This is a genomic window from Stappia sp. ABD4_338 (assembly GCF_056312175.1).
Genome location: NZ_CM149982.1, coordinates 904,091 through 921,841, shown reverse-complemented (window position 1 = coordinate 921,841; position 17,751 = coordinate 904,091). Strand labels below are relative to the sequence as shown.

Here is a 17,751-nt window from a genome sequence, read left to right as displayed (position 1 = left end):
TTAGCTTGTGGTGTGCGGCAAGTTAGGGAGAAGTCCGTCCGGAGCCAGAGGCCGGTTGCAGGACAGGACGGTCCCGACAAACACGTTCCCGGCGCGTTGGCCGGGACAGCCGAGCCGTGCATGGCATGACGGCGCGCGTATCGCGTCCGGTCATTCCGATGTGTAACGAGTACGGATGCGAGGCGATAACACCATGGCACACCCCCCGAAGGCGAAGGATCCGGCCGAGGCCGCCCTCAGTGCTGTCGAGGAAGCGCTGAAGATCGATTTCGGCGACACGACGGACAACGGCGGCGAGACCGCTTCCGGCGGCGGCGCCCAGCGCAGTTCCCAGTCCTCCACGGCGACGCCCCAGTCGCCCGTCGGCGAGAGCGGCGAGACCGAGGACCGCCGGTCCTCGCGGCGCGGACGCGGCGGCAACCGTCCCGCCTCGGCCGCGAACGACGACCGGCGCACGATCGGCAACCTGATCTACGCCCTGCAGCGCCGGCCCACCTCCGCCCCCTTCTGGTTCGCCTTCGCGCTGTCCATCCTGTGGATCGCCGGAGGCTGGTGGCTCGCCTCGGCCGCCTTCTCCACCGAGATCGCGGGTCTGAGCAGCGCCACCGACCTCTTCGCCTCCCCGTCGCTGACCATGTCGGCGGTCGCGGTCATCGTGCCGGTCCTGTTCTTCTGGGCCATGGCGCTGATGATCTACCGCGCGCAGGAGATGCGCATCGTCGCGCGCGGCATGACCGAGGTCGCCCTGCGCCTGGCCGAGCCCGAGGATGTGGCCAAGGAGTCGATCCTCAGCGTCGGACAGGCCATCCGCCGCGAGGTCGCGGCCATGGGCGACGGCATCGAGCGCGCCATCGCGCGCGCCAGCGAGCTCGAGGTTCTCGTGCACAACGAGGTCTCCTCGCTCGAGCGCTCCTACAATGACAACGAGCTCAAGATCCGTGCCCTGATCGACGAACTCGTCACCCAGCGCGAGGCGGTCGTTTCCAACGCCGACCGTGTCCGCGATTCCATCTCGGGCGCGCACGAAAGCCTCGCCGCGCAGCTTGCCGAGACCTCCGACAAGATCAGCACCATCGCCGACAGCGCCACCGACCGCCTGACGGGCGCCATCGATGGCCGTATGGGCGACCTGACCAGTGCCATCGACACCCGCGTCCATGACCTGACGGGCGCCATCGACGGACGCGTGCACGAACTTACCGGTGCCATCGACGGGCGTGTGCACGAGCTTACCGGTGCCATCGACGGCCGCGTTTCCGAACTGACGACCGCCATCGACGGCCGCGTCTCGGAGCTGAACCTGTCCATCGACGGGCGCGTGGCGGAGCTCAACAGCTCCATCGACGGCCGGGTCGCGGAACTCAATGCCACGGTCGACGGCCGCGTGCGCGAGATCGCCGAGACCTTCGACACTGCCGGCGGCCAGCTCATCGAGACCCTCACCAGCCACGGCGAGAGCTACGTCGAGCGCCTGACGGGCACCGGCGAGACGCTGGTGGAATCGATGAACCGCACCGGCACCGAGTTCACCGAGACGCTGGAGACGCGCGGCAACGCGATCAACGATCGCTTCGCCGAGACCGCCGGCACCTTCATGGACACGCTCAACAGCCGTGGCGACGAGATCACCGCGAGCCTGTCGCTGACCGGCGGCAAGCTCGTGGACACAATCACCTCGCGCACCGACGAGCTTCTGTCGACCCTCGACACCCGCGTCAGCGGCCTCGATGCCTCGCTCGCCGAAACCGGCGACCGCGTGGTGGAGAGCATCTCGCTGCGTGGCCAGGAGGTCACGGACACCATCTCCGTCAAGGGGGCCGAGATCGTCGACACGCTGGCCTCGCGCACCAACGAGGTCGCCGAGATCCTGCGCGGCACGGGCGAGTCCATCGTGGTCGACCTGTCGCTGCGCGGCGGCGAGATCGCGTCCAAGCTCGACGAGACCGCCGGCAGCCTCAGCCAGACCATCACCGTGCGCGGCACGGAACTGGCAGACCGCCTCGGTTCCGTCGGCGACAAGATCCACGAGGCCATCTCCGTCAACGGCGAGGCTCTGGACGAGCGTCTGGAAAACCGCAGCAAGGAAATGGCCGCCCTCATCGACAATCAGGCGCAGACGTTCCGCTCCGCGCTCGAGGAGGCCTCCCTCTCGCTCACCGAGTCCCTGTCGAACCAGACCAGCGGCTTCGCCCGCACCCTGGCCGAAACCGGCACCGAGCTTGCCCATCTCATCGGCTCGCGCGGCGAGCGCGTCGCCGGCGAACTGACCGCCATCGGCGACCGCCTCGACGCGACGCTCGAGGAGCGCGGCGGCACGCTGCAGGTCGGCATTTCCGGCTATCTGGACCGTATGGAGACCCTGCTCGGCGAGCGCGGCGACCAGCTTCTTTCGTCCTTCGAGCTGCGCGCGTCGGAGCTCGGCGAGACGCTGGACGGCCGCATCGAGTCGCTCAACTCGACGCTGGACCTGCGTGCCTCGACCCTGTCGGAAGCGCTCGACAGCCGCATCGACGGCTTCGACAGCGCGCTCTCGCGCGGTGTCGACACGCTGACGACGTCCCTCGACACGCGCTCCGGCGCGCTGGCCGAGACCCTCGACAGCCGCATCCAGGGCTTCGACACGACGCTTGCCGGCGGCATCGACCGCCTGTCCTCCACCCTGGAGCAGCGCACGAGCCAGTTCGAGACCACGCTCAACGAGCGCACCGTGGCCCTGTCCGACCTTCTGGAGGACCGCTCGCAGGCGATCACCGTCAAGCTCTCGGCCAAGGTCGACGAGGTCGGCGAGACCCTTGGCGGCCGCGCTGAGGAGATCGGCAACAGCCTCACCGAGCGTTCGCGCGAGATCGGTTCGACCATCGAGAAGCATCTCGTCACCTTCGAGAGCTCCATCGGCGAGAAGGTCGAGGCGGCGGCCGCGTCCATGTCGGACAAGGCCGAGCATCTGGCAACGACCATGTCGGTCGGCACCGAGCGCATCGACCAGGCGCTTGACGCCCGCGCCCGCCAGATCAGCGAGACCCTGATCGCCCGCACCCGCGAGATCGCCTCCGCCTTCGTCGAGGGCCAGGGCGAGATGTCGCGCGCGCTGGACGAGCGTCTCACCGATGCCGGTCAGGTGCTGTCGCGCCAGAGCCAGGAGCTCACCGACACGCTGTCCGACCGCATCGCGGAGATCAACGTGTCGCTCGGCTCCAAGGTGTTCGAGGTCGCCGAGACGCTGGATTCCCGTTCGGCCGAGCTGGAAAAGGTCCTGGCCGAGCGCCTGTCGGCCATCTCCGGCACGCTGACCGGCGAGAGCGAGCGCGCCCGCGACCTGCTCTCCGAGGTCATGACCGAGGCGGTCACCACCATCGAGAGCCTGTCGGGCACCCTGTCGGGCGAGACCGGCAAGCTGCGTGACATCGTCGAGACCACCCTGGGCTCGGCGACCGAGAAGCTCGAGGGCGAGGGCACCCGCCTGCGCCAGATCGTGCTCGGCTCCGTGGGCGAGGCCCGCGGCGCCCTGCAGAGCGAAAGCGAGAAGGCCGCAGACACCATCGTCGCCTCCCTCACCACCGCCACCGACACCATGTCGGGCGAGGGCGAGAAGATGCGCGCGCTTCTGGTCGAGGCCGTCACCGAGGCGGCCCGGTCGCTGGCCGCCGAGAGCGAGCGCGCCCGCGCCGTCTTCGTCTCCAGCCTCACCGAGATGACCGGTGCGCTGGGTGGCGAGAGCGAGAAGGTCCGCGCCGAGCTCTCCGGCACCATGGCCGAGGTCACCGGCACGCTCACCAACGAGAGCGAGCAGGCCCGCGCCATCCTCGCCCGTACGGTCGAGGAGATCCGCAACATCGTCGCCGGCGAGGCCGACGGCGTGCGTTCGCGGGTTTCGGGTGCCGTGCGCGAGGCGGCCGACCTCCTGTCCGAGCGCGGCAACGCGGTCGCGGAGGATCTGCTTGCCCGTGCCGACCAGCTCAACGCCGCCCTGGAGGCCCGTTCCGGCAAGCTTGCCGAGATCATCGGCTCCGACGGCAACGAGCTCGTGGCCACCATCGAGGAGCGTGCAGGCGCCCTCACCGCGCGTGTCTCCGAGGTTCACGACGCGATCCTCGAGGCGATCACGGTCAAGGGTCGCGACGTCACGGACGGCTTCGCCCGCACCGGTCTCGACGCGACGCGCAAGCTCATGGAGGCCGGTGACCAGCTCGTCGCGACCCTCGACGAGCGCAGCGCCTCGGCCTCCGAAATCCTCACCCGCACGCGCAACGAGTTGGAGATGGAGATCAGCGGCCTGCTGAACCGTCTCAACGAGTCGAACGGGCTGCTGAGCGACGTCGTGTCCAACGCCGGCGAGAACCTCAGCAAGATCGAGACCTCGCTGTCGCGCAGCGCCGGCGAGTTCCGCACCGCGATCGACCGCGCCGTCACGGAGACCACCTCCTCCACCGACGTGCTCAAGGACCAGACCGCGACGCTGCGCGGGGTCTCCGACACCGTCCTCTCCGACATCTCGGCCCTTTCGAGCCGTCTGGAGGAGCATGGCCGGATGCTGTCGGATGCCGCCCGCAACCTCGAGGAGACCAACCGCGACGTGGAAAGCCGCGTCGGCGAGCGCAAGACCGCCATCGAGGACGTGGCCGACACGCTCCTGGCCAAGACCGAGGCGGTCGACAGCCTGATGCGCGGGTTCGCCAGCCAGCTCGAGCAGATGCTCGAGGCGGCCGACGACAAGAGCCGCGACGTGACGTCCCAGCTCACGGCGGCCGCCGAGGCCGCCACCAGGGCCGTCACCGAGCAGTTCGAGTCCATGCGGCTCTCCGCCGGCCTCGAGGGCCAGAAGGCCCGCGACGAGGTTCGCGCCGCCCAGGACGAGGTCGTCTCGGAGATGTCCAAGACGCTGTCCGAGGCCTCCGAGCGCTTCACCGAGGCGACGACGCGCATGCGCGACGTGGCCCGGGACGTTCATCGCGAGCTCGAGAAGACGCGCAGCGAACTGAAGCGCGGCATTCTCGACCTTCCGGAGGAGGCGGAGCAGTCCACCGCCGCCCTGCGCAAGGTGGTCAGCGAGCAGGTGCGCGCGCTTTCGGAACTCTCCGAGATCGTCTCGCGCCAGTCCTCCGCCCTCGACACCTCGCGTGCCGGTGAGCGGATGCTGGCCGGCGCCGGGTCCACGGCCCGCGCCGAGCAGGCCCCGCGCCCTCCCCTGCGCGAGGCGGCCGCCCCCGCACCGGCCCGCAGCGAGCCGCGCGCGGAGCAGCCGCGTCAGGAACGGGCCCCGCAGGAACCGCGCCAGGAGATCCGTGGAGAGCTTCGCCGCAAGACCCTGTCCGACTTCGAGCCGGCACAGCGTCCCCAGGCCGAGCAGCGCCCCGCACCGGCCGCCGCTGGCGGCCAGTCCAAGGGGTGGGTCTCCGACCTTCTGCGCCGCGCGTCCCAGGACGAGGGAGACGACGAGCAGGACCGCTCGCCGCTGCAGATGGTCGAAAGCCTGAACTCGCTGTCGATCGACATCGCCCGCGCGATCGACCACGAGACGTTCATCGACCTGTGGGACCGCTACAAGCGCGGTGAGCGGCATGTCTTCACGCGCCGTCTCTACACGCTGCAGGGTCAGCAGACCTTCGACGAGATCCGCCAGAAGTACGCCCGCGACGGCGAATTCCGGGCGGCCGTCGACCGGTACCTGACCGACTTCGAGCAGCTTCTCTCGCAAGTATCGAAGAACGACCGGGACAACATCATGAGCCAGACGTACCTCACGTCGGACACGGGCAAGGTCTACACCATGCTCGCCCACGCGAGCGGCCGGCTGGACTGAGGCCGCAAGCCCCCCCCGGGGGCCGGGTTCGCCCGATGAACACCTTGAAAGGGCGCGACCGGAAACGGCCGCGCCCTTTCTTTTGACCCTGCCGTATCCGCGTGCGTTCGCGCACTGGCACGCCCGCGCGAAACGGGATAGGCATCGCGGATCATGACGGCGAACCGCTATCACCACCTGAGCTGGCTGAACGGGGTCGACCTCTTCGAGGCGGCCTTCAGCTCCCAGACCTTTGCCCGCCATGCCCACGAGGGCTTTTCCATCGGCGCCATCGCCGAGGGCGCGGGCGGCTACGTCTGCCGTGGCGAGCGGATGGTTCTGCCGGCGGGAACCCTGTCGCTGATGAACCCGGAAGAGCCCCATACGGGCCACGCGGCGGCCGGCCACGTGCGCTACAACATGCTCTACGTCACGGAGGACGCGGTGCGCGACCTCCTCGCGCCGGTGCGGCTGCGGGGCTTCGCCGAGGTCGCACCGCCCGATCGCGGGCTGCTGCTGCGCCGGGCGCTTACTTCTCTCGCCCGGCGGCTCAACGCCGCTCCCCACCCCGACAGGAGGCTCGCGGCGGAAGAAGCCGTCCACGAGGTCCTGGCGCTGGCCTTCACCCACTACGGGCGCGCGGACCTGCGGCCCGCAGGCCACGAGCCGGTCACTGTCGCGCGCCTGCGCGAGGAGATCGCCGCCGGTGTCGAGGCGGGCCGCGACCTGACGCTCGGCGGGCTTGCCGCCTCGGCGGGGCTGTCACCGTCCTATTTCATCCGCAGCATCGTGCGCGAGACCGGCATGACGCCCCACGCCCATGTCCTGCGGTGCCGGGTCGCGCGGGCCAGGAGCCTGCTTCTGCAAGGCGTGCCGGCAGCCGAGGCGGCTCTTGCGGCCGGTTTCTGCGACCAGGCCCACATGATCCGCCAGTTCAGTCGCCAGCTCGGCGTTACCCCCGGCAGCCTGGTCCGTCACTGACGGGTCAGCCATCGCCGGCAGGTCAATTTCGTCCAATCCGCAATGCCGCGTCCGTGGCATCTCCGCGAAAAAGGAGATGCCCGTCCATGAAGCCCGTCATCATCGTCGCCGACAGTCTTCCCACCGGTCTCAAGGCCAATTTCGCCGCCGTCCTGGGCATGAGCCTCGGCCGCCTTCACCCCGATCTCGTCGGAGCCGACACGCCGGCCGGCGACGGCACCCCGGTCGCCGGCATCACCACCGTTCCGGTGCCTGTGCTCGGGGCCGCCGAAACCGACCTGCCCGGCCTTTTCGCGGCCGCCGGGGAGTTGCCGGTACGCCTTGCCTATATGCGCGCGGCCTTCGAGGCGCGCGACTACGCCGACTACACCCGGCGCATGGCGGAGGCTCCCCTGCCCGACCACGCTCCGCTGGCGATCCTGCTGGCCGGCCCCCGCAAGGCGGTCGACCGGATCTGCGGCCGGTTGCCGCTGCTGCGCTGAGCCCCCCTCCAGGCGTCAAAAGACGGTTTGTCGAAAACTCCGTCATTACGTCGGAAATGGCCGACAGACCGGCAGGGTGGCCGCTCTTTTCCGAACCGGGATACGGCTACGATTCTCCCATCGAGACCGCGCGACACACGACGCGGTCCGCGACAGCTCCGGACAATCCGGACGCCGCCGTCCAGAGGAGAACATCCATGCCGTCCCCCACCCTGCCCCGCCGCTCCGACAGCATTTGGCCCGTCGCCATCATCGGCGCCGGCAAGATCGGCCGGTCGCTTGCCGCCATGCTCACGGCGACCGGAGACTATCGCGTCACCCTCGCCGACCGGGACGAGGCCGCCCTTGCCGCGGCGTGTCGCCCCGGAGTCGAAACGCGTGTGATCGATGTGAGCGACGAGAAGGCGCTTGCCGCCTTCCTTGCCGGCAAGACAGCCGTTCTGTCCGCCGCTCCCTTCTTCCTTACCGGCCCCATCGCCCGCGCGGCGAAAGCCGCCGGCACGCATTATTTCGACCTGACGGAGGACGTGGCCTCCACGAAGCTCGTGAAGGAGCTCGCCGACGGTGCGGAAACGCTTTTCGCGCCCCAGTGTGGCCTCGCGCCGGGCTTCGTCTCCGTCGCCGCCCATGACCTTGCCACCCGCTTCGACGCACTGGACACGCTGACGCTGAGGGTTGGCGCGCTTCCGCGCTATCCCACGAATGCCCTGAAGTACAATCTCACCTGGTCGACCGACGGACTCATCAACGAGTATTGCAACCCCTGCGAGGCGGTTGTCGACGGCGTGCCGACGCTGGTCCAGCCGCTGGAGGGCTATGAGACCTTCTCCCTCGACGGCGTCGACTACGAGGCCTTCAACACCTCGGGCGGGCTCGGATCGCTGGCGGAAACGCTGGAGGGCAAGGTGCGCAACCTTCGCTACCTCACCGCCCGCTACCCCGGCCACCGCGACATCATGCGGATGCTGCTCACCGATCTCGGGCTCAGGGATCGCCGCGACCTGATGCGCGACGTGATGGAGACCGCCGTGGCGGCCACCCGCCAGGACACCGTTCTGATCTTCATCACCGCCTCCGGCACACGGGGCGATGCACGGGAGGAGATGTCGTCGATCTTCAAGGTGGCGGCACAGGAGGTGGACGGCGAAACCTGGTCGGCGATCCAGCTCACCACATCATCGGGCATCTGCGCTGCGCTGGACCTCGTTCGCAACGGTCGCCTGCCCCGGTCCGGCTTCCTCCGGCAGGAAACGATCCCGCTCGACGCGATGCTGGAAAACCGATTCGGCAAGGTCTACGCGCAAGGCCGCGTCGCCGCCCTTCCCTCCCGTGCCCGGCCGCGCGCCGCCGCCTGAGGTTGCATTTGAGGCCGACGGCCGGGCCTTGCGTGCCACAAGCGGCTGAAACAAGGACCGAAAGACCGCTCCGACGGCCTTTCGGCCACCCTTCCGGCAAACTTCCCCTATAGTCGGGGAGGGAACGAATCCGCGCGCTCCTCCCGGGCGCCCGCCTGCCGGACCTGACCGAATGCTCGAAACGCTCAACCTGGTGATCCTGATCGCGGCCGGACTGGTTGCCGTGTCGGTGTTCACCTCGCTCGTGAGCTTCCGCGTCGGCGCCCCGCTGCTTCTCGTCTTCCTGCTCGTGGGCCTCGCGGCCGGCGAGGATGGTCCGGGCGGCATCGCGTTCTCCGATGCGCGTGCCGCCTATTTCATCGGGTCCATCGCTCTGGCGATCATCCTCTTCGATTCAGGCTTCCGCACGCGGTTCAACACCTTCCGCCTGGCGGCGGCGCCGGCACTCGTGCTTGCGACGCTCGGAGTTGGCCTGACCGCGGGCGTCGTCGGCCTTGCCGCGCATTTCTTCTTCGACTGGCGCATTGCAGACGGCCTCCTGCTCGGCGCCATCGTCGGATCGACGGACGCTGCGGCCGTGTTCTTCCTGCTCCGGGTCGGCGGCATCCATCTGCGCGAGATGATTTCCGCGACGCTCGAGGTGGAATCGGGCTCGAACGATCCGATGGCGATCTTCCTCACCATGACGCTCGTGAGCCTTGCCACGGCCGGCGGCATCATGGGACCGGATGCCAACCTGGAGCCTGGACTTGCCGGCGATCTCGCGCTGGAACTCGTCCGCCAGATGGGCCTCGGCCTCGTCGCGGGTCTCGCCGGCGGCTACGCCATCGTCCAGATCGTCAACCGTGTGCCACTGGAGCCGGCGCTCTATCCCATCGTCGTTCTGGCGCTGGCGCTGACACTCTTCGGCGCGACCTCGCTTGCCGGCGGCAGCGGCTTTCTCGCAGCCTATGTGGCCGGGCTTCTGTGCGGCAACGTGCGCATCCGCCAGCAGCCCGCGCTGAAGAACTTCCAGGGCGGCATGACCTGGCTCGGCCAGATCGGCATGTTCGTGACCCTCGGCCTTCTCGCCACGCCGTCCCAGTTCGCGGAGACCGCCCTTCCCGGCTTCACGCTGGCCTTCGTTCTGATCTTCGTGGCCCGCCCCTTCGCCGTCTGGCTCTGCCTCGTGCCCTTCGGCTTCACCCGTGCCGAGATCGCCTTCGTCTCCTGGGTGGGCCTGCGCGGGGCGGTGTCGATCCTGCTTGCCATCCTGCCGCTGATCGCCGGGCTGGAAAACGCGCAGACGATCTTCAACGTCACCTTCCTGATCGTGCTGACCTCGCTGGTGCTGCAGGGGTGGACGATCCGGCCGATGGCGGAGAAGCTCAAGCTCACCGTTCCGCCGCGCATGGGACCGGTGGAGCGTATCGAGCTGGAACTCCCCGGCGGCGAGGATCACGAACTCGTCGGCTATACGGTGCATCCGCAAAGCGCGGTGGCGCGCGGCGAACGCGTGCCCCGCTGGGCGCGGCCGGTGCTCATCCTGCGCGACGGCCATGCGGTGCGCCTGCAAAAGGCGGGAAAGCCGCAGGCCGGCGACCGCATGTACATCCTCGCCACCGCCCGCCAGGTGCCGGTCCTCGACACGCTCTTCGCCGGGGCTGCGCAGGAAGAGCACGACCCGGCGCTCTTCGGTGACTTTCCGCTCGATCCCGAAGCGCGTCTGGCGGACATCGCAGGCCTCTACGGAATCCGCATCAACAAGGCCGATGCCGATCTCAGCGTGCGCGCGCTGCTGGCCCGGGAACTGGGGGACGACATTGAGCCGGCCGACCGCGTCGCCTATGGCGACATCGACCTCGTGGTGCGCGACATCGACGACGACCACGGCATCACCGCCGTCGGCCTTGCGGTGGAGCATGTGGAACCGAAAGAGCCGGTCCTGCCCTTCTTCTTCTCCCGCGAGGATTTCACGAAGATCGGCCGCAAGGTGGCGACCCGGGTGCGCCGTCGCCGCGCCCGCGCCAAGGTCATGGCCCGCCGGCTGGGCGAGCGCGCCGGCACCCTGCTGGAAGCCCCGGGCGAAACGGCCAGGATCGAGACGCAAACCAAGGCGGGAGACAGGCCCGCCCCGACCGACGAGGAAGCGGGGAAGGACACCGGTTCGCCGACCGGAAAGACGCCGGACACGGCACCGGAGAAGGCCTCCACCTCCGGCATGGAGCCCGACAGGGACACCGACGGACGCGCGGAGCCCGACATCTATCGCGGCCCGCTATCCTGAGAAGATGCGCCGATGCCGAAGGCGGCGGCTCAGTCCTTGCCTGCCCCCTGCTTTTCGAAGCGTTCCTTCAGTCCCTCGCAAGGGTCGCCGCGTTCGGCGCGCGGGGTGAACCAGACGAAGTCGAAGCGCGCCGGCGCGCCCGCTCCAAGTCCCGCATAGGCCTGCGGTTCGTTCTCGCCGTCGCGCACCTCGATAAAGGCGACGGAGATCGTCTGCCCGCCGGAGGAAAGGTCCGGTGCACGGCTGGCGAGATACCAGGGCGCACCGAGATCGCGACGCACGTGGCCGGATCCGGCGATGAGGATCGCGCCCTGTCCCGCCCGCCGGTCCGCCTCGATCATCGCGTGGGCGAGGGTCGCGTCACGCAGGCGCTGCACGAGAACCAGCGGCGTCAGGCTCTCGCGCGGCATCAGGCCGCAATGGCCCTGCTCGAGCGTGTCCAGCATCTCGCCTTCCGCAGTTGCCCCCAGCGACTGGTCGAGCCCGAGCGCCATCGCCCGCTCGGTGCCGAGCGCCGATATGCCCTTGCGCGCCACCTCGCGCCGCTCCACGCGCGGCGTGTCGCCGGCCACGATCGGAAGTCCCGCCTTGAGAGCCGCCGCGATGATCGGGCGATACATGGCGAAGTCTGGCCATCCGAGCTTCGCCCAGCCGACGGCGGGGCCAAAGCCCGGCGCCGTGCCCCCCTCGGCCATGAAGGCGGATACCTTGGGCTGGAGATCGCGGGTCAGCATTTCCAGCACCACCGAAGGCGTGCGGGCGTCCCCCTCCTCGCGCTTCGTGGCCTCGCTGACGAGATGCGCCTGAAGCGCATGATGATCGGGATTGTCGTGGGTCTCGCCCAACAGCACGAAACGGGCTTTCGCCACCGCCCGCGACACGTCCGCCGGCTCGACGAAACTCGCGCTCACCGGCGACCAGATCTTGCCGACGAGCGGATGACCGCGCCCCTCCTCAAGGGTGAAGGGAGGCGGCGAGGCGGGCGCGGCAACCTCGTCGGCGAGGGAGACCGCCCCGCCCGCAAGCGGAACAAGGGAAAGGCCGAGGGCGAAACGGGTTGCGGCGCGCTGCAAGGCGGCAAGACAAGTCATGGGGGATCTCCTGCGGGGAGGCAGGACTATGCAGCGCCGAGGTTCTCGATGGCAAGGGCGATGCCCTGTCCGCCACCGATACACATGGTGACAAGGCCGTAGCGCCCGCCGGTGCGCTCAAGCTCGTAAAGCGCCTTCACCGTGACGATGCAGCCCGTGGCGCCCACCGGATGGCCGAGCGCGATGGCGCCGCCGTTCGGGTTGACCCGGTTGGAGGGGAAACCGAGTTCGCGCATCACCGCGCAGGCCTGGGCGGCAAAGGCCTCGTTCGATTCGACCACGTCGAAGTCCGCCGCCGTCAGTCCGGTCCGCGCGAACAGCTTCTGCACCGCCGGGATCGGGCCGATGCCCATCTCGTCCGGCGCGACGCCCGCGTGCGCATATCCGATGAGACGCGCCATGGGCCTGAGCCCGCGTGCCGCGGCAAGGCCAGCGTCGGCCAGCACCACCGCCGCCGCGCCATCGTTGATGCCGGAGGAATTGCCAGCCGTGACGCTGCCGTCCTTCCGGAACACCGGACGCAACGCGCTCAGCGACGACGGCGAAGTGTCCGGGCGCGGGTGCTCGTCCGTGTCGAAGGTGACGGTCGAGCGCCCGCTCCTTACCTCCAGCGGCAGGATCTGCTCCTGGAAGCGACCGTCGCGAATGGCGACGCCCGCCCGGTGCTGGCTTTCCACCGCCAGTGAATCCTGCGCCTCGCGGCTGATGGAATAGCGCTCGGCGACATTCTCCGCCGTGACGCCCATGTGGCCCGCGCCGAAAGGATCGTTGAGCGCGCCGAGCATCATGTCGTGCAGCGGCGCGTCGCCCATCTTCACGCCGAACCGGGAGCCCGGGCTGGCGTAGGGCGCGCGGCTCATGGATTCCGCACCGCCGGCAAGCGCGTAGTCTGCATCGCCGAGCAGGATCGACTGGGCGGCGGACACGATCGCCTGCGCGCCCGACCCGCACAGCCGGTTGACGGTCAACGCCGGAACCTCGACAGGAATGCCCGCATCCACGGCAGCGACACGCGCGAGATACATGTCCCGGGGTTCGGTGTTGATGACGTGGCCGAAGACCACATGGCCGATATCGTCCGCGGCAATGCCGGAGCGGCGCAACGCCTCGCTTGCGACCTTCGCTCCCAGTTCGGTGGGAGGCACCCCTTTCAACGTTCCGCCGAAACTGCCGATTGCCGTTCGTACACCCGACAGGAAAACGACTTCACGCTGCGACATTGATCCACTCCGAAATCCCACCCCAACCAGTCCAGCCTATCCGTGCATTTCCCTAGGCGCAAAGGGAAACCTCCCGAAGATGCTTGCGGATTCGCGCTGACAGCGACGGCAGCTTTTGGCTAATGTTGTTCCCGCACGGCTTTCCCGCATGGCGGCGCGGAAGAGCCTGGAACATTGACGGGGGACAGGTTTGGCAGCGGACAAGCTCAGGCAGGTATTCAGCCCGCGAGACGAAAAGCTCTTCCCGCTTCAGGTCGGTGACCTGCGCGTGAAACAGGGGGATCATGTCGAGGCCGGCGCGCTTCTGATGACCCTCAAGACCGCGACCGGCAAAACCCTGGCGATGCGCTCGCCGCTCGCCGGCAGTGTCACCATGATCGCGGCCGGTGCCGGTGACAGCCTGGCAAGCCCGCGCGTTCTGGTCACCATCGCCGAAGCGGGCGAGGACATTGTCGACGGAGAATGGGAGGACGCGCCGGAGCCCTCCTCCCAGGGAGGCAGCGCCGATACCGCCCGCGAAAACGCGACGGCATCCCGAGCCGATCCCGCTCGGGGCCCCTCGCCGGACGACACCGCGCAGGCCGGCTCCGGCCAGGGCCGTGGCAAGCGGATTGCGGCCGCCATTGCCGTGCTTGCGGTGCTGATCGGTGGATACGCGTTCTTCGGCAAGGATCTCGATCCGGGCATGGGGGCCGCGTCCGTGACCCGGCCCGCTCCGCAGAAGAAGGTGGCCTCGTCCAACGGCAATGCCTCCTCCGGACGCGACAGCGGCAAGAAGCAGACAGTGGCGAGGACCAGGCCCAAGGTTTACGACGGGCCGCTGGCAAAGGAGGTCATGCTCCGGCGTGACGTGGGCGCGAGCCCGCTCGGGTGGAGTGAAGACGACCGCTTCGTCGCGCACGGCCAATTGGGCATCAAGTTTCCCGGCGGTCGGATCGGCTCCTGCGAGGCCGTGCTGATGGCGGATCGCTACGCCATCTTCTCGCGCCTTTGCTACAATCCGGACAACCGCACGAACACGAGCCGTGACGGAATGACCGTCACGTTCCGTGCCTTTCGTGCCGCCTCCCAGTCGGACGGACGTGGCGGTCATCAGGACATTCGCGGTTTCTGGCGCGTCTGGGAGGTCGACGTCGCGGCGATCCACAACTGGCCGGGAGCAATCGAAGGTTCCAGAACCTCGATCGCAGTTGCCGAGCTCGTGAAGCCGGCGCCGCGCGGGATCGGCAGGGCAGGACACTGGCGCTTTACCGAAAAGTCGGCGCCGCCCGTTCTCACCTTGCGCAACATGTCCTTCCAGAATCCCGAAAAATTCTATCGCCGTGGCGTGACCTGTCGCTACTGGCTGCTAGAGAGCGCCACGCGACCAACCGGCGAAAAGCCCATGCCGCTCATAGTGGATCCGAACTGCGAGGGATCGCAGGAGATGGTGAGCGGTGCGTTCCGCGTGCCATACAGCAATGGCAACAGCTATTTCGCCGGGTTCTTCCAGGCAAGCGAACAGGTCGGCAACCAGCCCTTCATTCTCGCCGCCGGATTCTCGAAAGCCGACGACAGGATCATCCGTGGCGCCAAGGAGGGAGACCTGCCCTCCGGCGCGGTCACGCTCAGGCCGACGGGCCGCAACAAGAGCCACCGATACGCGCGCATTCTGCTCTCAAACCCCTGCAAGCGCGATCGCCACTTTTTCACGATCGGCGTCGACAAGAGCAGCCGCGACAAGCGACGGATCGAGTACAACGCTCCCGCGGGAAAAGCGAACTGGGTCAAGAACCCGCTTGGCGGCAAATACGACTATTTCGGACTGAACGAGGCCGGCAGCAGGCGCGGACCCGGAACGCGAAAGTTCAAGTTCAAGAACCGCACCTACCATCTGGTGCCGTTCGAAAACGACAGCGACATCAAGGTCATGGCGACGGCGTCCTGCAACTGACGGACCGGGCGGTCAGCGGTCGAGCAGGCCGCTGACAAGGTCACGGCAGAAACCGGGGCCCGGCGGTTCGTCGAAGAGGATCCGGTAGATGACCGGCGCGACCAGCCGGTCGACCACAGTCTCCACGTCGGGAAAGGCCTCGCCCCGCGCGGCCGCCCGACCCGCCATCACGGCAATGCGCTCGCACACCATGTCGCAGCAGCGCGCCGCCGTGGTGTCGGTGCGGCTCGCCAGGATGTCACGCAGGAGACGCTGGCCGAGGTCCGACGACATCTCGTCGGCATAGTCTTCAAGCCAGGTCACGAGGTCCGACCGCACCGCCCCGGTGTCTTCCGGTCCGGAATCGGGGCGAATGAGTTCAACGGCGACATCTGCAAGCAGTTCCTGCAGGTCCCCCCAGCGACGATAGATGGTCGAGGGCGTGACGCCCGCCGCCTGGGCGATGGCCGGCACGGTGACCTTCTCGCGCGGCACGGTATCCAGAAGCTCCCGCGTCGCGGCGTGAACGGCGGCCTGAACCCGCGCGCTGCGCCCGCCCGGCCGTGCTCCGGCAAAGGTCGGCGCATGCCCGCGCGCCTGCTCCCTGGTCACTGTGATCGCCTCCTGGCCGATTGCCCCACACTAACGCAAAATATTTGCTTTTAGGTAGCAGACACTCTACACCTAACGCAATATCTTCGCTTTAGTCTGGAGTCCCTCCCATGTCCAGCAGTCCGTCCCCGGCGCGTGAAGGCGCCGGGCCTCTCGCCTTCACTCTGACCCTTGGCACCATCTACGCGGCAGCGGCGGCGCCGACCCCGCTCTACCGGGTCTATCAGCAGCTTTGGGCGGTCAGCCCGGTGCTCATCAGCCTGATCTTCGCCGTCTATGCCTTCGCGCTGCTCGCGGCCCTGCTTGTCGCGGGCTCGCTTTCCGACCATGTCGGCCGGCGTCCCGTGATCGTCACGGCGCTCCTGATCCAGATCTGCGCCATGGCGACCTTCCTGGGCGCGGACGGGCCGACCTGGCTTCTCGCCGCCCGGATCCTCCAGGGGATCGCGACCGGGCTTGCGGCAAGTTCCCTCGCGGCCGCGATCGTCGATCTGGATCAGGCGGGCGGGCCGACAATCAACAGCCTGGCACCGCTTGCGGGAATGGGGCTTGGCGCGCTCGTCTCCGGTGCGCTTGTCGCGCTCGCGCCCGCCCCGACCCATCTGATCTATGTGCTGCTGCTGGCGCTGAACGTCCTGCAGGTTCTGGTCGTGCTGCGCGCCCCCGAGACCGGGACACGACGGCCCGGCGCCGTCGCCTCGCTCGCCCCGCGCATCGCCATACCGCCGACATCGCGCGCAGCCCTGCTGAGGGTGACCCCGTTCAATGCCTCGCTGTGGACACTCTGCGGTTTCTTCATGTCGCTCGTCCCGAGTGTTGCCGCCGGAGCGACCGGCATCGAAAGCCCGCTCCTCGGCGGCGCGCTCGCCGCCCTTCTCATGCTCTCCGGAGCCACCGCCGTGTTCTCGCAACGCCTCCGCCCGCCCGCCCGTCTGCGGGACATCGGAGTTGTCGGCGTCGCCGTCGGCGTTGCCCTCCTGCTCGCGGGCATCATGACGGGAGGCCTGGCGCTCCTGATCGCGGGGACGCTGTTCGCGGGCTTCGGCGTCGGCGCGAGCTTCGCCGCCGTCACGCGTTCGCTTCTGCCGCTCGCGGAGCCGGACAAGCGCGCCGAGCTTCTCGCCGCCTTCTACGTGGAATGCTACCTGGCGTTCAGCCTGCCGGCCATCGGCGCCGGCTTTCTGGTTCGTGCCTTCGGGGTCGTCACCACCGCGGAGATCTTTTCAACCGCTGTGCTGGCAATGGTGCTCGGCGGCTACCTCCTCCTGCGTGGAGGCGCCCTGGAAGCACGGACCGCCCGCTGCCCGGCCACCTGACGGGGAGCCGCCGTTCCTGCTGACAGGATGCTGTCAGCAGGAACGGGCTACATCCGTGCCCGACGCCCCGCCACCCGACGGGGCCAGCACGGAGACCCGACATGCCCCGGACCTGTCTCGAACTCGTTGTCTACACCGTCCGCAACGCGGAAGACGCCGCCCGCGCCCGTCGTGCGGCCATGCCCCACATTCGCGCCATGCCGGGCTTCCTGTCCTGGCGTGCCGTGCGCGACAGCAGTGGATCGGCGACCTTCGCCGACCTCGCCGAATGGGAAAGCCTCGACCACGCCCGCGCGGCGGCCAAGGCTTTCGCGCGCGACGAGGCCTTCGCCGATTTCCGCGCCGCAATCGACGGTCTCGTGCACATGGGCCATTTCGAGACCGATGCGCTCGTCACGACCGCGCAGGACGTCACGGCCTGACACAAAAGGACCCGCCCCGGTTTCCCGGAGCGGGTCTCGACGCGGACTTGCGTCCGCTTACCTTCGATCCGCGTTCGCCCCTGCCATCGCCCCACCGGGCGATGGCTCGGACTGCGCCCGACCGGAGTTGCGGTCTCGACGCGGACTTGCGTCCGCTTACCCTCGATCCGCGTTCACCCCTGCCATCGCCCCACCGGGCGATGGCTCGGACTGCGCCCGACCGGAGTTGCGGTCTCGACGCGGGCCGAAGCCCGCTTACCCTCGACCGCGTTCGCCCCTTCGATCGTGCCACCGGCACGATCCGTCCGGCCCACA

Annotated in this window: 11 protein-coding genes; 8 read left to right on the top strand and 3 right to left on the bottom strand. The window is 68.7% G+C overall.

The genetic code is table 11. The features are described 5' to 3' along the window. Positions 1 to 193 precede the first annotated feature (193 nt). The 5 genes from ACYX4S_RS04050 to ACYX4S_RS04030 all read left to right on the top strand — a co-directional run bounded on the left by ACYX4S_RS04050 (position 194) and on the right by ACYX4S_RS04030 (position 10,863). The gene (locus tag ACYX4S_RS04050; protein ID WP_476361982.1) at positions 194 to 5,800 is read left to right on the top strand and encodes an apolipoprotein A-IV repeat region-like domain-containing protein; all 5,607 of its coding nucleotides are present in this window, start codon (positions 194 to 196) and stop codon (positions 5,798 to 5,800) included. 153 nt (positions 5,801 to 5,953) lie between these two features. After that, positions 5,954 to 6,760 (top strand): AraC family transcriptional regulator, encoded by an 807-nt coding sequence (locus tag ACYX4S_RS04045; RefSeq protein ID WP_476361981.1) that lies wholly within the window; start codon positions 5,954 to 5,956, stop codon positions 6,758 to 6,760. Between the two features lie 86 nt (positions 6,761 to 6,846). Beyond that, positions 6,847 to 7,242 carry a DUF2000 domain-containing protein gene (locus tag ACYX4S_RS04040; protein WP_422069396.1) on the top strand — a complete coding sequence of 132 codons (396 nt, stop codon included), beginning with the start codon at positions 6,847 to 6,849 and terminating at the stop codon, positions 7,240 to 7,242. A gap of 197 nt (positions 7,243 to 7,439) precedes the next feature. After that, complete coding sequence (locus tag ACYX4S_RS04035; protein WP_476361980.1) at positions 7,440 to 8,597, top strand: saccharopine dehydrogenase family protein; 1,158 nt, start codon at positions 7,440 to 7,442, stop codon at positions 8,595 to 8,597. Positions 8,598 to 8,769: 172 nt separating this feature from the next. After that, complete coding sequence (locus ACYX4S_RS04030; RefSeq protein ID WP_476361979.1) at positions 8,770 to 10,863, top strand: potassium/proton antiporter; 2,094 nt, start codon at positions 8,770 to 8,772, stop codon at positions 10,861 to 10,863. A 29-nt stretch (positions 10,864 to 10,892) separates the two neighbouring features. On the opposite strand, the gene ACYX4S_RS04025 is transcribed toward ACYX4S_RS04030, so the two are convergent. Both ACYX4S_RS04025 and ACYX4S_RS04020 read right to left on the bottom strand, forming a co-directional pair. Continuing rightward, positions 10,893 to 11,954, bottom strand: coding sequence for a ChaN family lipoprotein (locus ACYX4S_RS04025; protein ID WP_476361978.1), 1,062 nt, complete (start codon positions 11,952 to 11,954; stop codon positions 10,893 to 10,895). A 26-nt stretch (positions 11,955 to 11,980) separates the two neighbouring features. Beyond that, a complete protein-coding gene (locus tag ACYX4S_RS04020; protein WP_476361977.1) occupies positions 11,981 to 13,174 on the bottom strand; it encodes an acetyl-CoA C-acyltransferase family protein in 1,194 nt (397 codons plus the stop codon). A 190-nt stretch (positions 13,175 to 13,364) separates the two neighbouring features. Between ACYX4S_RS04020 and ACYX4S_RS04015 the strand changes: the two genes are divergently transcribed. Then, positions 13,365 to 15,107, top strand: coding sequence for a biotin/lipoyl attachment domain-containing protein (locus ACYX4S_RS04015; protein WP_476361976.1), 1,743 nt, complete (start codon positions 13,365 to 13,367; stop codon positions 15,105 to 15,107). Positions 15,108 to 15,119: 12 nt separating this feature from the next. Here ACYX4S_RS04015 and ACYX4S_RS04010 read toward each other — a convergent pair whose 3' ends face one another. Further along, positions 15,120 to 15,698, bottom strand: a complete 579-nt coding sequence (locus ACYX4S_RS04010; RefSeq protein ID WP_476361975.1) for a TetR/AcrR family transcriptional regulator — start codon at positions 15,696 to 15,698, stop codon at positions 15,120 to 15,122. Positions 15,699 to 15,808: 110 nt separating this feature from the next. Between ACYX4S_RS04010 and ACYX4S_RS04005 the strand changes: the two genes are divergently transcribed. Both ACYX4S_RS04005 and ACYX4S_RS04000 read left to right on the top strand, forming a co-directional pair. After that, entirely contained in the window at positions 15,809 to 17,014 is a 1,206-nt protein-coding gene (locus ACYX4S_RS04005; protein WP_476361974.1) for an MFS transporter, read from the top strand. A gap of 101 nt (positions 17,015 to 17,115) precedes the next feature. Continuing rightward, positions 17,116 to 17,436: an antibiotic biosynthesis monooxygenase gene (locus ACYX4S_RS04000; RefSeq protein WP_476361973.1), complete on the top strand. Its 321-nt coding sequence runs from the start codon at positions 17,116 to 17,118 to the stop codon at positions 17,434 to 17,436. Positions 17,437 to 17,751: the final 315 nt, after the last annotated feature.